The organism is Mycobacterium parascrofulaceum ATCC BAA-614, from assembly GCF_000164135.1.
GTDB classification, from domain to species: Bacteria; Actinomycetota; Actinomycetes; order Mycobacteriales; family Mycobacteriaceae; genus Mycobacterium; species Mycobacterium parascrofulaceum.
Window position 1 is genome coordinate 644,386 of record NZ_GG770555.1, and the last position, 17,630, is coordinate 662,015.

The following is a 17,630-nucleotide window of genomic DNA, read 5'->3' on the forward strand; positions in this document are numbered from 1 at the left end:
GGCGCCCCCGCTTACCCCGCCCGCCCGCGCGCAACCATCACGAAATGGGCCGCGCCGCGCTGCTACGTAAAGGTGCGGACAAGCCGCGCGAGATCGCGGGCCGTTCGGCCCTACTCGGCGCCGGGTGGAGGTGCCAAGGTGGACGCCGAACATCGCCACATCCGGGGAGACGGGTTGACACACGCCAGCGAATTCACAGGAACCTCAACGGGTTTGACGACCGCAGAGGCGCAGCAACGACTGCAGCGCTACGGCCCCAACGAGATAGCCGAGCGGCATCGCAACCCGGTATTGGAATTCCTCGGCTACTTCTGGGCGCCGATACCGTGGATGATCGAAGTCGCTCTGGCGCTGTCGGTGGCCGCGCGGCACTGGACGGACGCGGCGATCATCGGGGTGTTGCTGGCGATGAACGGGCTGGTGGCGTTCTTCGAGGAACACCAGGCGGCCAACGCGATCGCCGCGCTCAAGCAGCGGCTGGCGACCTCGGCGCGGGCGCTGCGCGACGGCGCCTGGGTGACCGTGCCGGTGCGCGAGCTGGTGCCCGGCGACGTCGTGCGGGTACGCCTCGGCGACGTGATGCCGGCGGATCTGCGGGTACTCGACGACGCCACCCTCGAGGTGGACCAGTCCGCCCTGACCGGCGAGTCGCTCGCCGTCAGCCGCGGGCGCGGGCAGGACCTGTTTTCGGGCTCGGTGCTGGTGCGGGGGGAGGCCGACGCCCTGGTCTGCGCCACCGGGGCATCGTCCTACATGGGCAAGACCACCGCGCTCGTAGAGAGCGCGGGCACGGTCAGCCACTTCCAGCGCGCGGTGCTGCGCATCGGCAACTACCTCATCTTGATCGCGGTGGCACTCGTGACGTTGGCGGTCGTGGTCTCGCTGGTCCGGGGCAATCCCGTGCTGCAGACCCTGGAGTTCGCGCTGGTGGTCACCATCGCCTCGATCCCGGTGGCGCTACCGGCGGTGCTGTCGGTGACCATGGCGATCGGCGCCCGCCAACTGGCGCGCCAGCAGGCCGTGGTGAGCCACCTGCCGGCGGTCGAGGAACTCGGCGGCATCGACCTGCTGTGTTCTGACAAGACGGGCACCCTGACCCAGAACCGCCTCGCGGTCGCCGACCGCTGGACCGCCGCCGCCGTCAGCGACGACGAACTGCTCGAGGTCGCCGCACTGGCCTCGCGCGCCGAAGACAACGACCTCATCGACCTGGCGGTGATGGCCGCCGCGGGCCAACTGCCCGCGGCGCGGGTGGACCAGTTCGTGCCCTTTGACCCCGTCACCAAACGCACCGAGGCGATGGTGCGCCACTCCGACGGTCAGACGTTCCGGGTCAGCAAGGGCGCACCGCAGGTCATCGCCGCCCTGTGTGACGGCGACGCCGCGGCCAACGAGATCAACGACGTGGTGGAACGGTTCGCAACGCGCGGGCACCGGTCGCTCGGTGTGGCCAAGACGGACGGTGACGGCTCCTGGCGTCTGATGGGCGTGCTGGCGTTGGCCGACCCGCCCCGCGACGACTCCGCCGCGACCATCGCCGCCGCCAAGGAACTCGGCATCGACGTCAAGATGGTCACCGGCGATCAGGTCGCCATCGGCCGCGAGATCGCCCGCCAGGTCGGCCTGGGCGAGCAGATCCTGGACGCCGCGGTCCTGGACACCGCGGCTGACGAGGACGATCTGGGCGCCCACGTGGAAGCGACCGATGGGTTCGCGCAGGTGTTTCCCGAGCACAAGTACCACATCGTGCGGCTGTTGCAGGCCCGCGGGCACATCGTCGGGATGACCGGCGACGGAGTCAACGACGCGCCGGCCCTCAAGCAGGCCGACGCCGGCATCGCGGTATCCGGGGCCACCGATGCGGCCCGAGCGGCCGCGGACGTAGTCCTGCTGGCTCCTGGGCTGTCGGTGATCGTGGCGGCTATCCGCCAGGCCCGCGAAATCTTTGCCCGCATGACCAGTTACGCCACCTACCGCATCGCCGAAACCATCCGGGTACTGCTGCTGATCACCCTGGCGATCGTATTCATGAACTTCTTTCCGGTCACCGCCGTGATGATCGTGTTCCTGGCCCTACTCAACGACGGCGCGATCCTGGCGATCGCCTACGACCACGTCCGCGGTTCGGCCAAACCCGCGTCGTGGGACATGCGCAGCGTACTGACAATCGCCACCGCGCTCGGCACCATGGGGGTCGCCGAGACATTTCTGTTGTTTGCCCTCGCCGACAACACTTTTCAGCTGAACCACGACCTGATCCGCACCCTGATTTACCTGAAGCTGTCGGTCTCGGGCCATCTGACCGTATTCGTGACCCGGACCCGTCACCCGTTCTGGTCACGGCCCGCACCAGCACGCATCCTGCTGGCCGCCGTCATCGGGACCCAGGTCATCGCAACGCTGATCGCCGTCTATGGCATGGCGATGACCCCGCTAGGGTGGCGCTGGGCCGGCATCGTGTGGGCCTACGCCCTGTTCTGGTTCCTCATAGAAGACCGGGTCAAGCTCGGCGCTTACCACTGGCTCGACCACCATCCGCGCCGCGAGCACCCGAGCGACCCCTTGCCCGTGGCTGATTCGCCACCACGGGCGGGCGGGCTCTGAACTACAGCTTGCCGGCGACGAAGTCGGCGGCCTGATTGGCCATGCCGGCGTCGATGTACGCGCCGGCGAGGTGTTGTGGCCAGTTCGCCTTCCAGGTGTTCGGGTCCGCCGGATTGCAGATGGGATCGGCGCCGTGGCACAGCTCGATGGTCCGGTCGTTGTAGACCGGACTGAAGTTGGTGATCGGACCCACCCACTGGCTGCCGTTGCCGAACAGCGCCACGGCCGCGATGTGCTGATCGGCGCCGGGCGGCAAGGGGCTGTCGAAACCGAACGCGCTGATGGGCGCCGCGAGCACGACGTCGGTGACGGCCGCCCCCAGCGAGTAACCGCCCAGCACCAGCCGGGTGTTGGGGCAGTTGGTGATCATGTTCTGGACGTGGCGGCTCATGTCGTTGGCCCCCTGGGCGACCTCGGTGTCGGCGGGGTAGTTCACGGCGTACACGCCGACGGTCTTGTTGACTTTGGATCGCAGCGAACTGATGAACGCGTTGCCCAGCGCTCCTGGCCCGGGCGTCTCCATCCGCCCGCGTGCGAACACCACCTGCACCGGCGGGCAGCCCGCCGCGGCGGCGCTCGGCATCCCGAACGACGGGAGCGCGGCGGGCACCACCAGCATGGCCGCGGTGAAGATCACCGCCAGGCCGATGTCACCGAGTCTGCGAGCGAGCACAGCACGATGGTAGAGCGGTCGCGCCCCGGCCGCTGGGCTTAGGTGGAGCGGCCCAACCCGATTGCGGCGATGCCTCGACCACCGTGCCGACGTGGTCGACGGGGACGATAGGTTCGGCTCATGAGTCACGTCGACGCCGGTGCACCCGAGCGCCTGTTCGCGCTGGCCGAACGGGTCCAGGGATTCCTGCCTGCCGACGAGGGCCGCGCCCTCTACGACGCCGCGCTGCGGTACCTCGACGGCGGCGTCGGGGTCGAGATCGGCACATACTGCGGCAAATCCACGTTGTTGCTCGGCGCCGCGGCCCAACAAACGGCCGGGGTGCTCTACACGATCGACCACCACCACGGCTCCGAGGAGCACCAGCCCGGCTGGGAGTACCACGATGCCTCGCTGGTCGACGAGGTGACCGGCCTGTTCGACACGCTGCCGACGTTCCGCCGCACGCTCGACGCCGCGGGGCTCGACGACCACGTCGTTGCCGTCGTGGGTAAATCGCCCGTCGTGGCCTCCGGGTGGCGGGCACCGCTGCGGTTCTTGTTCATCGACGGCGGGCACAGCGAGGCCGCCGCGAACGAGGACTTCGAGGGATGGGCGAAATGGGTGGCCGTCGGCGGCGCGCTGGCCATCCACGACGTGTTCCCCGACCCCAAGGACGGCGGCCGGCCCCCGTACTACATCTACCGTCGCGCGCTCGATTCCGGCCAATTCCAAGAGGTTTCGGCCACCGGGTCGCTCCGGGTTCTCGAACGGGTCAGCGGCCAGCCGGGGGAGCCGATTCCGGGTCCACCGCCAGGCTGAGGCGGTCCGCGCCGAAGCCGCGCCGCCCATGGCTCACCAACCGGGGCCGGCGGTGACGCATTCGCAGTCGAAGTCGGTCTGCAGGCCCATCGGCAGCCCATCGCCGCGAAAAATCCCCGCCCCGGCAGTGGTGTTCGACAGCGCGTCCGCGGCGAGGATCATCGCCGCGCCCGTCCAGGTGGTGCGCTCCTCGGGCCACCGTTTCCCGTCCGCGAACACCAGCCCCGTCCAGTACGAGCCGTCGGCCTCGCGCAGGTGCTGCATCGCGCCGAACTGTCGGTGGGCGGCCGCCCGCTCGCCGATGGCATCGAGCGCCAGCACCAGTTCACACGTCTCGGCGCCGGTCACCCACGGCCGGTCGGCCACACAGCGGATGCCCAGGCCGCCGACCACGAAGTCGTCCCAGCGCCGCTTGATCCGCGCAGCCGCCTCGGGCCCGCGCAGGGCACTGCCGAGGATCGGGTAGTACCAGTCCATCGAGTAGCGGTCCTTCTCGGTGAACGCCTCGGGGTGGGCGGCGATGGCGTGTCCGAGCCGGCCCAGCGCCAGCTCCCATTCCGGCTGCTGCTCGTCGACCAGGGCGGCGAGCGCCAACGCGCACCGAATGCTGTGGAACACGCTCGCGCAGCCGGTCAGCAGCGCTTCCCGCAGGGGGCCGGCTTCGCTTCGGGCCCAGCAGATCTCGCCGTAGCCGACCTGCAGATCGATGACGAAGTCGATCGCCTTGCGCACCACCGGCCACATCCGGGCGGCGAAGCGCCGGTCGCCGGTGACGAGCACGTGGTGCCATACGCCGGTGGCGATGTAGGCGCAGAAGTTGCTGTCGCTGTTGGCATCTTCGACGACCCCCGCACGGACCTGGATGGGCCACGAACCGTCGGGCCGTTGGGTGCGGCGGCTCCAGTCAAACGCGGCGCGCGCCGGTTCCAGCAGCCCGGCGGTGGTGAGCGCCATCGCGCACTCCACGTGATCCCACGGATCGGTGTGGCCGCCCTCAGACCACGGAATGGCGCCCGAAGGTTCCTGGGTGGCTGCGATGGATTGCGCGGTTTGACGGCATTGCTCGGGGGAGAGGACGCCCGGGACCGATGGCGGATTAGACCGACGCAACGGAATACCCCACGGTCGCTTGCCGTTCGGCCGCCGGCTGCTTGACGAAATACATCGCGACGCTCTTGCCGACCAACGGATTGAGCACCGATTCCGCCAGCTGCGTCACCTTCGGCCGCTGCATCAAGTCCCACACCAGCAGTTTGTGGTAGGCGGTCACGGCACGGTGATCGGTGTTCGACACGCCCACCGCGCATTTCAGCCACCAGAACGGGGAGTGCAATGCGTGGGCATGGTGGGTATGCGTCAGTTCCATCCCGCCGTCGAGAATTTTCGCGCGCAGCTCGCTGGCCCGGTAGATGCGGACGTGCCCGCCCTCGTTGCTGTGGTACTCGTCGGACAGCAGCCAGCACACCCGCTCCGGAAGCCACCGGGGCACGCTGACCGCCAGGGTTCCGCCGACCTTGAGCACCCTGACCAGTTCGGCGATGGCCGCGTCGTCGTGCGGTATGTGCTCGAGGATTTCCGACGCGATCACGCAGTCGAACGTGCCGTCGGCGTAAGGCAATTGGAGCGCGTCGCCGAGCACCGCCGTCGCCGACGCTCCGGCGGGCGCCTCGCCCGTGTCGGCCATCGCCCGCAGGATGGTGTCCACCGCACGCAATTCGTCCGCATCGCGGTCGAATGCCACCACGTCGGCGCCGCGGCGATACGCTTCGAATGCGTGCCGGCCGGCACCGCACCCCACGTCGATCACCTTGGTGGCCGGCCCAATCCCGAGCCGGTCGAAATCGACTGTCAGCATTGGGCTTCGCCATCGGCGGCGGCCGGGGCGGCGTTGCGCGCGATCGCCCGCTCGTAGACGCGCACGGTTTGCGCGGCCACGGCTTCCCAGCTGAACACGTTGACGGCGCGGGTTCGTCCCGCCTTGCCGAGCCTCCGCCGCTTCTCCGGGGAGTCCAGCAGGTCACCGAGCGCGCGGGTCAGCGCGTCGACGTCGGCGGGCGGCACCAGCTCGGCGCAGGCGCCGTCGGTGCCAAGGACTTCTGGAAGCGCACCCACCCGGCTCGCCACGATCGGTGTGCCGCTGGCCATGGCCTCCACCGCGGGCAGCGAAAACCCTTCGTAGAGCGAAGGAATGCAGGCCACTTCGGCCGAGGCGAACAGCGCGGCCAGCTCGGCGTCGGAAAGCCCGCTGGTGATGTGCACGATGTCGGAGATACCGAGCTCGGCGATGAGTTTGTGGGTGGGGCCGTTGGGTTCCACCTTGGCGACGAGCCGCAACTCGAGATCCCTGCTCGTGCGCAGCCGGGCAACCGCCTGCAGCAGGGTGCGCACTCCCTTCAGCGGGGTGTCGGCGCTCGCGATCGCGATCACCCGGCCGGGTTGGCGGGGAAGCGATCCCGGCTTGAACAGCTCGGTGTTCACGCCCAACGGCACCACGTGCAGCTGGTCTGGCGCCACGCCGAAGTCGTCGACGATGTCCGCCGCCGACGATGACGAGACCGTCAGCAGGTCGGGGATCTGGCGCGCCACCTGCTGCTGCATCGCCAGGAACCCATACCAACGCTGCACCAACGGCTTTCGCCACCAACGCGCGGCGGCCAGATCCAGCACCCGGTCTCGGGTGATGGGATGGTGCACGGTGGCCACCACCGGCAGTCCCGCGCCGGCGATCGTGAGCAGTCCGGTGCCCAGGCTCTGGTTGTCGTGAACCACGTCGAAGTCGGCCGTCCGCTCGGCCAGTAAGCGGGCGGCGCGCAGGGTGAACGTCCGCGGCTCGGGGAAGCCGGCGGTCCACGTGGTGAGCAGTTCCAATAGGTCGATCGAGTCGCGGATCTCGCTGGGCCGCGGCACGCGGAACGGGTCCGGCTCGCGGTAGAGATCGAGGCTCGGCACCTTGGTCAGCCGCACCCGCGGGTCGAGGAGGTCGGGATAGGGCTGGCCCGAGAACACCTCGACGTCGTGACCGAGCTCGACCAGACCGTGGCTGAGATGGCGCACGTAGACGCCCTGTCCGCCGCAATGGGTTTTACTACGGTAGGACAGCAGGGCAATTCGCATACTCAACTCTTCTTTGCTGGTGAACGACCGCGGAACAGCGCCGAATCCATCGCGGTCAACGGACTCCCGAACTCCGTGACAGCAAACTGGACATGTGTCCAGACTATAGTTCGATCACCTAATCGAGCGCAACGAGCTCGAACGTCACGGGCTGCGGCGTAATCGCTCTGACGGAAGTCCGGCACGCAAAAGATCATGCCATCCGGCATTGAAACGGATTGAACCGTTCATCTTCCCTCCCCGTGCAACACGGTATAGGAAGCTATACCCAGCCATCGTGTGAGGAGCATTCGTGGGTGCTGTTCTGGAGCCGCGTTACGACGTCATCGTGTGTGGCGCCGGGTCGTCAGGGTCGGTGGTCGCCGCACGGCTGGCGGAAAATCCCGGCGTAAAGGTGCTGCTGCTGGAAGCGGGGGGCTCGGACGACCATCCCGGCGTGACCGAGGCGAATCAATGGTCGTCCAATCTGGGCAGCGACCGCGACTGGGGTTTCGCGTCGGAGCCCGACCCGCGGCTAAACGGCCGCTCCATCCCGTTCTCGATGGGCAAAGTGCTGGGCGGCGGGTCAAGCATCAATTTGATGGTGTGGGCGCGCGGGCACCGCGGCGACTGGGACCACTTCGCGGCTGAATCAGGCGAGCCGGCCTGGGGGTATGAGCCGGTATTGAAGTTGTATCGGCAAATTGAGGACTGGCAGGGCACCGGCGAGTCGGATCATCGGGGCAGGGGAGGGCGGGTGTTCGTCGAGCCGGCATCCGACGGGCATCCGCTCGCAGCGGCGGTGTTGGACGCGGCGCGGGCTCACGACATCCCCACCTACCAGAGTCCGAACGGCCGCTTGATGGAAAATGCGCGGGGCGCCGCCATCGCCGACCTGCGCAGCCGCAAGGGCAGGCGGGAGTCCGTATTTCGCACCTACGTCGACTCGTCAGTGGCCCAGCCGAACCTGACCGTGCTGCCACACGCGCTGGTCACGCGCGTGACCTTCGAGGGCGACCGGGCCACGGGCGTCGAAGTCCTGCATGACGGCGCGCTTCATCGGGTGACGGCCGACGTGGAGGTCGTGTTGTCACTCGGCGCGATCCACACGCCCAAAGTGCTGATGCAGTCCGGGGTGGGTGACGAGGAGGAACTGCGGCGCGCCGGAATTTCAGTCCGCCGGCATTTGCCCGGGGTCGGCCGCAACTTTCAGGATCACTTCGGGTTCGACTGCGTGTGGGAGTTTCCCGAGAAAGTGCAGGGCGGTACCCAGGTGGGGGCGGCGATGTTCTGGGACTCGGGGGCGGCCGACGTTCAGGGCCCCGATCTCTTCGCCTGCTTGGGCCCATTTCCCAAGGCAACCCCCGAGAACATCGCGAGATATGGCCTGCCGACCAACAGTTGGATCTTGTTCGGCTCACCGACACACCCCAAGAGCCGCGGTCGCCTGCGGTTGTCGGGCCCTCATGCGGCCGACCCGATTCGCATCGAAGCGAACGCGCTGTCGGACCCCGAAGATCTGAAAACCGCCATCGCCTGCGTCGAAACTCTGCGCGAAATCGGCAATTCCGCCGAACTGCGGCCCTTCGTCGCCCGCGAGGTCATGCCCGGTGATCTCTCGGGCGCCGAATTGGAAACATATCTGCGCAATGCGGTCACCACTTATTGGCATGAATCGGGGACGGCGAAGATGGGTCGCGACCCCATGTCGGTGGTCGACGGGCGCCTGAAGGTGTACGGCATCGCGAACCTGCGCGTCGCCGACGCATCGGTAATGCCGCGAATCACGAGTGGCAACACCATGGCTCCCTGTGTCGTCATCGGAGAGCGCGCCGCCCGGTTCATCAAGGCCGAGCATCGGCTCTGAGCTGTTTGTTACCATCGCGCCGTGCGATCGGTCTCACGGCGCGACGTACTCAAATTCGCCGCACCGGTTCTCCTGGGCCTGGGCGCGACGGCCGCGCCCGGCAACGAGGCGCGGGCCGCCGACATGCGACTGATCGATTTCGCCGAGCGGCGCATCGCACCGGACGAGATCAAAGGGGCCGGCTACGCCGGGGTGGTGAACTACGTGTCCGAGTCACGTCCGGGCGCGAACTTCGAGGCGAAGCCCATCACGCGCGAGTACGCGGACGCGCTGCGCGCCGCCGGTCTTCAGATCGTCAGCAACTTCCAGTACGGCAAGCCCGGTTGGCCCGATCCCTCGGACTCCACCCGCGGCTACGACGGCGGGGTCGCCGACGCCCGGACGGCGCAGCGGCTGCACTCCGCGGCCGGGGGACCGGGTTCGGCGCCGATCTTCTTCAGCATCGACGACGACATCGACCAGAACTTCTGGAATACCTCTGGCGTGCAATGGTTTCGGGGCATCAACTCGGTGCTGGGAGTGGGCCGGACCGGAATCTATGGCCACGCCCAGGCCTGCGGCTGGGCGATCCGCGACGGCGTCATCGGAAACTCGAGCAGCCCGGGCCACCGCTGGGCGTGGCAGACGAAGTCTTGGTCACACGGTGATCGCGAGCCTGCGGCGGTGCTCTATCAGGCCGTGGTCAACAGCCCGTCGAACCCGAGCCCGCTGCTGGGCGGGATCAACGTCGACATCGATGACGTCCTCGCGCCCGACTACGGCCAGTGGGACTTCGCGCGCTGACCGCCCGCGTGCCCGCGCCGCCCGGCTCACCAGACATAAACCAGTGCGACCGTTTGCGGCGTGTCGTGTACGTAGGTTATGTGGCGCGAAACGACCTGGAGCCCGCGCCGACCTGACGCACGGCGCCCCGCGAGCCGATGGCCCGCGGGGCGCCGCCTGGTATCCGGCAGCTACTTGAGGTCGAACCGGTCGCTGTTCATGACCTTGACCCAGGCCGCGACGAAGTCCTCCACGAACTTCCCCTGGTTGTCGTCCTGGGCGTAGACCTCGGACAGCGCGCGCAGCACCGAGTTCGACCCGAAGACAAGGTCATTCGCGGTCGCGGTCCACTTGACCGCGCCCGAGGCCCGATCGACGACCTCGTAGACGTTCTCCACCGACTCCGACGTCTTCCACTCGTTGCCCATGTCGACCAGGTTGACGAAGAAGTCGTTGGTCAACGCGCCGGGCCGGTCGGTGAACACCCCGTGCTTGGAGCCGCCGTGATTGGCACCGAGGGCACGCAGGCCGCCGACGAGTACCGTCATCTCCGGTGCGGTCACGCCGAGCAGATACGCCCGCTCGATCAACAGGTGCTCGAGTGGCGCCTTCTCGCCGGGGCGCACGTAGTTGCGGAAGCCGTCCGCCCGCGGTTCGAGCACCGCGAACGACTCGACGTCGGTGTTCTCCTGGGAGGCGTCGGTGCGCCCGGGCGCGAAGTGCACGGCGATCTCGTAGCCGGCGTCCTTCGCCGCCTTCTCCACCGCCGCGGAACCCGCCAGCACGATCAGGTCGGCCAGCGAGATCTTCTTGCCACCCGATGCTGAGCCGTTGAAGTCCTGTTGGATCTTCTCCAGCACGGGCAACACCTTGTCCAGCTCGGAGGGCTCGTTGCACTCCCAGTTGCGTTGCGGCTCGAGGCGCAGCCGTCCGCCGTTGGCACCACCGCGCTTGTCGGTGTTGCGGTAGCTGCCGGCCGCCGACCAGGCGGTCTTGACCAGCTGGGGAACCGACAGGCCGGACCCGAGCACCTTGCTCTTCAGCGCGGCGACGTCGTTTTCGTCGACCAGCTCGTGGTCGACGTCCGGTACCGGGTCCTGCCAGAGCTGCGGCTCGGCAATCCACGGCCCGAGGTAGCGGCTGATCGGCCCCATGTCGCGGTGCAGCAACTTGTACCAGGCCTTGGCGAACGCCTCGGTCAGCTCTTCGGGGTGGTCGAGCCAACGCCGCGTGATGTCGCGGTAGATCGGGGACTCACGCATCGAGATGTCGGTGACCAGCATCGTCGGCGCGCGACCCGGACCGCCGAACGGGTCGGGGATGGTGCCTGCTCCGGCGCCGTCCTTGGCGACGAACTGCCAGGCGTCGCCCGGGCTCTTGGTGAGCTCCCATTCGTACCCGTAGAGCGTCTCCAGGAAGGTGTTGTCCCACTTGGTCGGGGTGGGCGTCCAGACGACCTCCAGGCCGCTGGTGATGGCGTCCTTGCCCACGCCCGTCCCGTACGAGCTCTTCCAGCCCAGCCCCTGCTGCTCGATCGGGGCGGCCTCGGGCTCGGGACCCACCAGGTCGCCGCTGCCGGCGCCGTGGGTCTTGCCGAAGCTGTGCCCACCGACGATGAGCGCGGCGGTCTCCTCGTCGTTCATCGCCATGCGGCCGAACGTCTCGCGGATGTCGATCGCGGCGGCGATGGGATCCGGCTTGCCCTCGGGACCCTCCGGATTGACGTAGATGAGCCCCATCGTGGTCGCGCCGTACGGCTCGGCCAGGTCGCGCTTGCCGGAGTAGCGCTTGTCGGTGCCCAGCCATTCGTCCTCTTCGCCCCAGAGGATCTCCTCGGGCTCCCAGACGTCTTCGCGGCCGAAGGCGAAGCCGAAGGTCTTGAACCCGAACGACTCCAGGGCGCAGTTACCGGCGAAGATGATCAGGTCGGCCCAGGAGATCTTGTTGCCGTACTTCTTCTTGACGGGCCACAGCAGCCGGCGGGCCTTGTCCAGGCTGACGTTGTCCGGCCAGCTGTTGATCGGGGCGAAGCGCTGCATGCCCTGGCCGCCGCCGCCGCGTCCGTCGTGAATGCGGTAGGTGCCGGCCGAGTGCCAGCTCATCCGGATGAACAGCCCGCCGTAGGTGCCGTAGTCGGCGGGCCACCAGTCCTGGGAGTTGGTCATCACCGACATCACGTCGGCCTTGAGCGCCTCGACGTCGAGCTTGGCGAACTCGGTGGCGTAGTCGAAGTCATCGCCGAGCGGGTTGGACCGCGGGTTGTGCGGCTGCAGCATCGACGGGTCGACCTGGTCCGGCCACCAGTCCCGGTTGGTCAGCGGCGCATTGGATTTCGGCTTGGGGGAGGGGATTGCGGGGTTTTCGCTCTCGCTGGTGCTGGCCGTTTTGCTGTCCTCGTGGGGCGGCCGGCTCTGGGAGATATCGCTGGACACAGCATTCCTTTCTTAGGGGTGATGGGCTGCGAGCTAGGAACCTGCGGTCGAACAGTCGGGGCACACACCCCAATAGATGACCTCGGCCTCGTCCAGGACGAAGCCGTCGAGAACTTCGTTCTCGTCAGACGGGGTGAGGCACGGCGCGGCACCGACCGCGCAGTCGATGTCGGCAATGACGCCGCAGGACCGGCACACGACGTGGTGGTGGTTGTCGCCGACGCGCGACTCGTAGCGGGCGACCGACCCGGAGGGCTGGATCCGGCGGACCAAACCCACCGTGCTCAGCGCGTTGAGGACGTCGTATACGGCCTGGCGGGACACGTCGGGCAGGCCTTCGCGGACCGCCGAAAAGATGGTCTCGGTGTCGGAGTGCGGGTGGGCGTCCACCGCCTCCAGCACCGCCACCCTGGGGCGGGTCACGCGCAGGTCGGCCATCCGCAATCGTTCCGCGTAATCGGCCGTCGACGACACCGCACCAATATGACGCACTTATCTGGAACGAGTCAAGACTTTACTGTGAAATAGCGCACAACTGTGGGTGTCGAATGAGCCACGTCACGTCGGCTTCAGGGCGCTACCTTTGCGCCAATCGGCCCAGCTGATCGTCCAGTCGCCGTTTTGCGCCAGGGTCAAGGGCGGACCGCCGCTATTGCGGACCTCGACCACATCGCCGGGGACCGAAAAGTCGTAGAACCATTTCGCGTTGTCTGCGTTGAGGTTCAGGCATCCGTGTGAGGTGTCCTGATGCCCCTGGGCCCACACCGTGGCGTCGAGCTCGTGCAGGTAGATGCCGTCGGTGCTGATCCGGGTGGCGTAGTTGATCGTTTCGCGATAACCCAGCCGGGAGTTCTTGGGCAGCCCGAACGTCGAGGAGTCCATGACGACGGGGTTGCCTTTGTCGAGCACGGTGTAGACGCCCGACGGCGTCCACAGCGAGATGCTCTTGCCGCCGACGTTTTCCGTGCCGCCCATCCCCATCGAGGTGGGCATGGTGCGAACCAGCGCTCCGTTGTCGAAGACGCTGACTTGTTTGGTGGCGTCGTCGGCAACGGAGACGTGCGCGTCACCGATCCGGAACGACACCTTGTTGTCGTCCTGTCCGAACAGCCCGTCGCCCAAGGCGATCCCGTAGATCTTGGCCTCCGCGGTGACGGTGGTGCCCGGCGCGTAGTAGTGCTCCGGCCGCCAGTGGGCGGTTTGGTCGTCCACCCAGTACCAGGAACCCTCGACCTTGGGGTCGGTGGTCACCGCCAGGCGCCGCTCGGCTTCGGCGCGGTTCGCGATCTGCTCGTCGAAGTGGGCCACGATCACCGTCCCGACGCCGTAGGTACCGCCATCCTTGAGTGCGGCCTCCGACGTGGTGGTGAACGAGACCTTGGTCTGGTTGGACGGTTTCAACGTCGAAAACGACGAAACCTGTTTCGATTCAACGCCGTTGGAGCCCCGGCCGGTGACCGTCAGGGTATAGGTGCGGCCGTAGCCCAGGGGGACCGTGGGCTTCCAGACGGTGTTGTCCGGCGTCATGACGCCCTGCACCGACTTGCCGGTCTCGTTGACCATCTGGACGCCGGTCAGCGTCCCGGCGTCGGCCTTGACCAGCACGTGTGCGACCGGATCGACGTCGCGGGCGTCGGGGCCGGGCGTGATCGTGATTTGCGCCGGACCCGGTGCCTTCGAGGAGGCGCCGTGGCGACCGCAGCCACCGCCGAAGCAATCAAGCGACGCCGCGATCACGACGGCGCCCACGACTGCGACGATCGCCGACACGGCCACCAGCAATCGGCGGGATTTGGGATTGCCGAGAATCCGGCGAAGCGGCCCGTCACTGGTCTTGGACATCATTGAGCTGTCGGATCCTTGCGTTGTGTCGGGGTTGGTCGAAGTCGCTGCCCAGCGCGACGATGTTGCACATCAGATGCCACGGACGTGGGGTTTTTAAACCGGCGGGCGCGGGATGATGGCGTCATGACCGGCGACGAGCTCGACAGTCTCTACTGGGCGCCACTCAAGGATTTCACCGCGCAGCGCACCAAGCTCACGGCCGCGGCCAAGCGCCGCGGGGACGACGCCGGCGCCAAGCGGATTTCGGCGGCCAACAAGCCGACCACGGCGGCCTGGATCGTGAACCGGCTCGCGCTGCGCGACACCGACACCAAACACCGCCTGGCGGAACTGGGAGACCGGCTGCGCGCCGCCCATGCCGAGATGGACGGCGCCCTCATCCGGGACCTGTCGGCCGAGCAGCATCGGCTCATCGTCGAGCTCACGCGGGCGGCGCTGGAGGCGGCCGGGGTCGGCAATCCGTCCTCGGCGGTGCGCGACAACGTCACCAGCACGCTGCAGGCGGCCGTCGCCGACCCGGAGGTCAGGGAGCGGCTCGGCCGGCTGACCCGGCCCGAGCAGTGGTCGGGTTTCGGCGACTTCGGGGCCACCGCGCCGGTGACGTCCGCGCGGACCGTAAAGGTGACCGCAAAGGTGACCGGAAAGGCGAAAGGGCCGTCGACGCAGGCCCGGGCGCAGTCAAGGAAGAAAACCGCACGGGACACCGCCGGGCAACGACGGCGCGAGAAGCTGACCGCGGCCATGACGGCCGCCGAGCGGGACAAAGCGGACGCTGACGCCGCCCTCTCGGAGCGCCGAGCGCAGCGCACCGCGGCGCGCCAGCGTCGCGACGAGGCGCTCGCGGCTCTGCGCACCGCCGAGCGCGAACTCGAACGTGTCGAGCAGGGTTACGACCGGGCCGAGCAAGCCGCTCGCGCCGCGGAGGAAGCGGTCAAGGAGGCGAAAGCGCAGCTGAGGCGCGCGTAGGCCGGGACGGTGTTTCCCCGGGGCCAACCCGGGTATCAGGCCACGCGTGACGTCTTTATGGTTGGCCGACCGAGCCGAACAACCTTGGGCCGCAAGCAAGCTTGACGACGGCCCCCGATCCGCCGATGTCATCGTCGTGGGCGCCGGCATCACCGGGCTGATGACCGCGGTTCTGCTGGCCCGCGCCGGCAAGGGCGTGCTGGTGCTCGAGGCGCGCACCGTCGGCGCCTGCGCCACCGGGAACACCACCGCCAAGATCAGCCTGCTGCAAGGCACCCACCTCTCGAAGATCCTGCCCCGGCACGGCAGGGAACTGGCCCGCGCCTACCTGGAGGGCAACCGGGAGGGCCAGGACTGGGTGATCGATTACTGCCGGTCCCATGACATCTCGGTGCAGCGCGAGGACGCCTACAGCTACGCCCAGTCCGCCACGGGCGTGCCGTCCGCCCGCCTGGAGTTGAAGGCGTGCCAAGCGGTCGGGTTGCCCGCCGTCTGGGACGACGACGCCGACGTGCCGTTCCCGTACCACGGCGGGGTGCGGCTGCCCGATCAGGCGCAGTTCGATCCCATGCCGTTCCTGGACGCGCTGGCCACGGAGCTCCTCGGCCGCGGCGGCCGGCTCGTCGAGCACACCCGGGTCCGGCGGGTGTCCACCCGCGGCGACCGCGTGCGGGTGCACGTCAACGACGCCGACCAGCGCGACGTCGAGCTCGGAGCCGGGCAGCTGGTCCTCGCGACCGGCATCCCCATCCTGGACCGCGGCGGCTATTTCGCTCGCGTGAAGCCGAGCCGGTCCTACTGCTTGGCGTTCAAGGTCCCCGGCGACATCACCCGGCCGATGATGATTTCCACCGACTCGCCCACCCGTTCGGTGCGGTATGCGCCCGTCGCGGACGGGGAGCGCCTGATCGTCGGCGGGGCGGGCCACACCGTGGGCCGCGAGAAGAGCCCGTCGAAGGCCCTCGAGGAACTGGCGTCGTGGGCCCGCAAGCACTATCCGGGTGCCGAGCAGACTCACTTCTGGTCGGCGCAGGATTACACGCCCATCGACCAGCTGCCCTACGTCGGACCCATCCTGCCGGGAACCGAAACCATCTTTGTGGCAACGGGATTCAACAAGTGGGGGATGACGAACGGCGCCGCCGCGGCGTTGGCTTTGTCGAGCCGCATGCTTGGTGGGCGAATGGACTGGGCCAGGGCGTTCGCCAGCTGGAGCCCGCACGAGCTGTCGGGCCTGCCGACGGCACTGCAGGCCAACCTCGAGGTGGGCTTCGACCTGGCCAAGGGCTGGCTCACCCCGCTGCTCCGCACCGGCCGCCGCAGCCCCGGCGCGGACGAGGGCGGCGTGGTGAGCGGCCCGCCGTGGCACCTGGAGGCGCGCTGCCGCGTCGGCGGCACCGAGCACCGGGTGTCGCCGGTCTGCCCGCACCTCGGTGGGATCGTGAACTGGAATGACGCCGACGAGGCGTGGGAATGCCCGCTGCACGGGTCGCGGTTCGCCCCAGATGGCACCCTGCTGGAGGGGCCCGCGACCCGCGACTTGACGGCCTGAGGCCGGTGCGAAGGACTCACTCCGCCTTGCGGTAGACCAGCCAGCGCAACTCGATCGGCGAATCCCCGGGCTCGACGTCGAACACGTCCAGGCCGTTGGCCCATCCCTCGAACCAGCCCGTCGGCGGCCAGCCCCCTTCGGGGAGGTGGGCCTTCTCGTACTCGTAGGCGGAATCGTCGGCGTCCAGTTCGAGGGGAAGCCCTGCGACCGCTCGGGCCATCTCGCCGTGGGTGAAGATCATGGTGTTGCACTGCTGACCGAGTTGCAGCGCCGCGGCATCGGGAACATAGCCCTCGCGGGGCAAGAAGGCGTTGAACACCAAACGCCCGTCGGGAGCCAGGCAGTCGGCGGCGAGTTCGAACAGGCCGCGCAACTCGTGGGTGGTCCGGAAGTCGGGCACCACCTCCGAGACCACCATCAGCTGGTATTCCCCGCGGACGCCTTCCATCGCGGTGAAGACATCGCTCTGGATCACTTGCACGCCAAGCGATTCAATCTCCGCCTCCGCGCGCATGACCTCCGCGAGCTTCGCCGCCATTTCGACCGCGTCCACCGGGTGACCCCGGCGGGCCAGCGCCAGGGCGTTGCGCCCGGTCCCCGCTCCGACATCGAGCACGCGGTAGGTCGCCGGGTCGGCGGCCTCGGCGGCCAGGGCCAACACCCGCGCGTCCGCCTCGGTGCCGAACAGCGGCGGCGAACGCAGCACCACCCATTCGTCGTAATCGGCATCGAGCGTCCGCCACTCGGCTTGCACGCGGAAGTTCACTCCGGTCCCGAAGGGCGCGTGGAACGAGATGACGACGTCCGAACGGGGGGAGGCCTTGAACCCCTTCGCCAGCTCCGCCTCCAGGACGGTCCTGAGCTGAGAAGACTGTTCGGCCGTGTGCCAGACGCCCAGGGTTGCGCAGATGTTGCCGCAGATCTGGACGTATTCGTCGATCAGACCGGGCACCGCCGGCACCCTGATCTGGCCTTCGGCCACCGACCGGCGATACAACCGCCTGATCATCGCTTCGTGCAGCATCGACGGCTCTA

14 protein-coding genes are annotated in these 17,630 nt (G+C 68.2%); 6 read left to right on the forward strand and 8 right to left on the reverse strand.

Annotated features, from left to right (window positions below):
- Positions 1–159: 159 nt before the first annotated feature.
- Positions 160–2,604, forward strand: a complete 2,445-nt coding sequence (locus HMPREF0591_RS18535) for a plasma-membrane proton-efflux P-type ATPase (RefSeq protein ID WP_050790085.1) — start codon at positions 160–162, stop codon at positions 2,602–2,604.
- A 1-nt stretch (position 2,605) separates the two neighbouring features.
- Here HMPREF0591_RS18535 and HMPREF0591_RS18540 read toward each other — a convergent pair whose 3' ends face one another.
- Positions 2,606–3,223, reverse strand: a complete 618-nt coding sequence (locus tag HMPREF0591_RS18540) for a cutinase family protein (RefSeq protein WP_083212431.1) — start codon at positions 3,221–3,223, stop codon at positions 2,606–2,608.
- Between the two features lie 174 nt (positions 3,224–3,397).
- Between HMPREF0591_RS18540 and HMPREF0591_RS18545 the strand changes: the two genes are divergently transcribed.
- Positions 3,398–4,078: a class I SAM-dependent methyltransferase gene (locus tag HMPREF0591_RS18545; RefSeq protein ID WP_007170177.1), complete on the forward strand. Its 681-nt coding sequence runs from the start codon at positions 3,398–3,400 to the stop codon at positions 4,076–4,078.
- 33 nt (positions 4,079–4,111) lie between these two features.
- Here HMPREF0591_RS18545 and mmpH read toward each other — a convergent pair whose 3' ends face one another.
- From mmpH to manT, 3 genes are read right to left on the reverse strand one after another with little or no spacing between them, the layout of a single operon-like run.
- A complete protein-coding gene (gene mmpH, locus HMPREF0591_RS18550) occupies positions 4,112–5,188 on the reverse strand; it encodes an MMP endo-(1,4)-3-O-methyl-alpha-D-mannosidase (RefSeq protein ID WP_040623084.1) in 1,077 nt (358 codons plus the stop codon).
- The gene (locus HMPREF0591_RS18555; RefSeq protein WP_007170179.1) at positions 5,175–5,933 is read right to left on the reverse strand and encodes a class I SAM-dependent methyltransferase; all 759 of its coding nucleotides are present in this window, start codon (positions 5,931–5,933) and stop codon (positions 5,175–5,177) included. Before HMPREF0591_RS18555 ends, mmpH begins: the two co-directional genes overlap by 14 nt.
- On the reverse strand, positions 5,927–7,192 hold the full coding sequence (gene manT / locus HMPREF0591_RS18560) for an MMP alpha-(1->4)-mannosyltransferase (protein WP_007170180.1): 1,266 nt from the start codon (positions 7,190–7,192) through the stop codon (positions 5,927–5,929). The genes HMPREF0591_RS18555 and manT overlap by 7 nt, the downstream gene beginning before the upstream one ends.
- Positions 7,193–7,484: 292 nt before the next feature.
- Between manT and HMPREF0591_RS18565 the strand changes: the two genes are divergently transcribed.
- Entirely contained in the window at positions 7,485–9,038 is a 1,554-nt protein-coding gene (locus tag HMPREF0591_RS18565; protein WP_007170182.1) for a GMC family oxidoreductase, read from the forward strand.
- Between the two features lie 123 nt (positions 9,039–9,161).
- Entirely contained in the window at positions 9,162–9,821 is a 660-nt protein-coding gene (locus tag HMPREF0591_RS18570; protein WP_244268989.1) for a DUF1906 domain-containing protein, read from the forward strand.
- A 170-nt stretch (positions 9,822–9,991) separates the two neighbouring features.
- Here the strand turns inward: HMPREF0591_RS18570 and katG are convergent, their stop codons facing one another.
- From katG to HMPREF0591_RS18585, 3 genes are all read right to left on the reverse strand, one after another.
- Positions 9,992–12,232, reverse strand: coding sequence for a catalase/peroxidase HPI (gene katG / locus HMPREF0591_RS18575; protein ID WP_007170184.1), 2,241 nt, complete (start codon positions 12,230–12,232; stop codon positions 9,992–9,994).
- A gap of 33 nt (positions 12,233–12,265) precedes the next feature.
- Complete coding sequence (locus HMPREF0591_RS18580; protein WP_007170185.1) at positions 12,266–12,706, reverse strand: Fur family transcriptional regulator; 441 nt, start codon at positions 12,704–12,706, stop codon at positions 12,266–12,268.
- Between the two features lie 84 nt (positions 12,707–12,790).
- Positions 12,791–14,077, reverse strand: a complete 1,287-nt coding sequence (locus HMPREF0591_RS18585; RefSeq protein WP_007170186.1) for a L,D-transpeptidase — start codon at positions 14,075–14,077, stop codon at positions 12,791–12,793.
- Between the two features lie 123 nt (positions 14,078–14,200).
- Between HMPREF0591_RS18585 and HMPREF0591_RS18590 the strand changes: the two genes are divergently transcribed.
- Entirely contained in the window at positions 14,201–15,043 is an 843-nt protein-coding gene (locus HMPREF0591_RS18590; protein ID WP_007170187.1) for a hypothetical protein, read from the forward strand.
- Between the two features lie 46 nt (positions 15,044–15,089).
- Positions 15,090–16,595, forward strand: a complete 1,506-nt coding sequence (locus tag HMPREF0591_RS18595) for an FAD-dependent oxidoreductase (RefSeq protein ID WP_040623085.1) — start codon at positions 15,090–15,092, stop codon at positions 16,593–16,595.
- A gap of 16 nt (positions 16,596–16,611) precedes the next feature.
- Here HMPREF0591_RS18595 and HMPREF0591_RS18600 read toward each other — a convergent pair whose 3' ends face one another.
- A complete protein-coding gene (locus HMPREF0591_RS18600) occupies positions 16,612–17,619 on the reverse strand; it encodes a class I SAM-dependent methyltransferase (protein WP_007170189.1) in 1,008 nt (335 codons plus the stop codon).
- Positions 17,620–17,630: the final 11 nt, after the last annotated feature.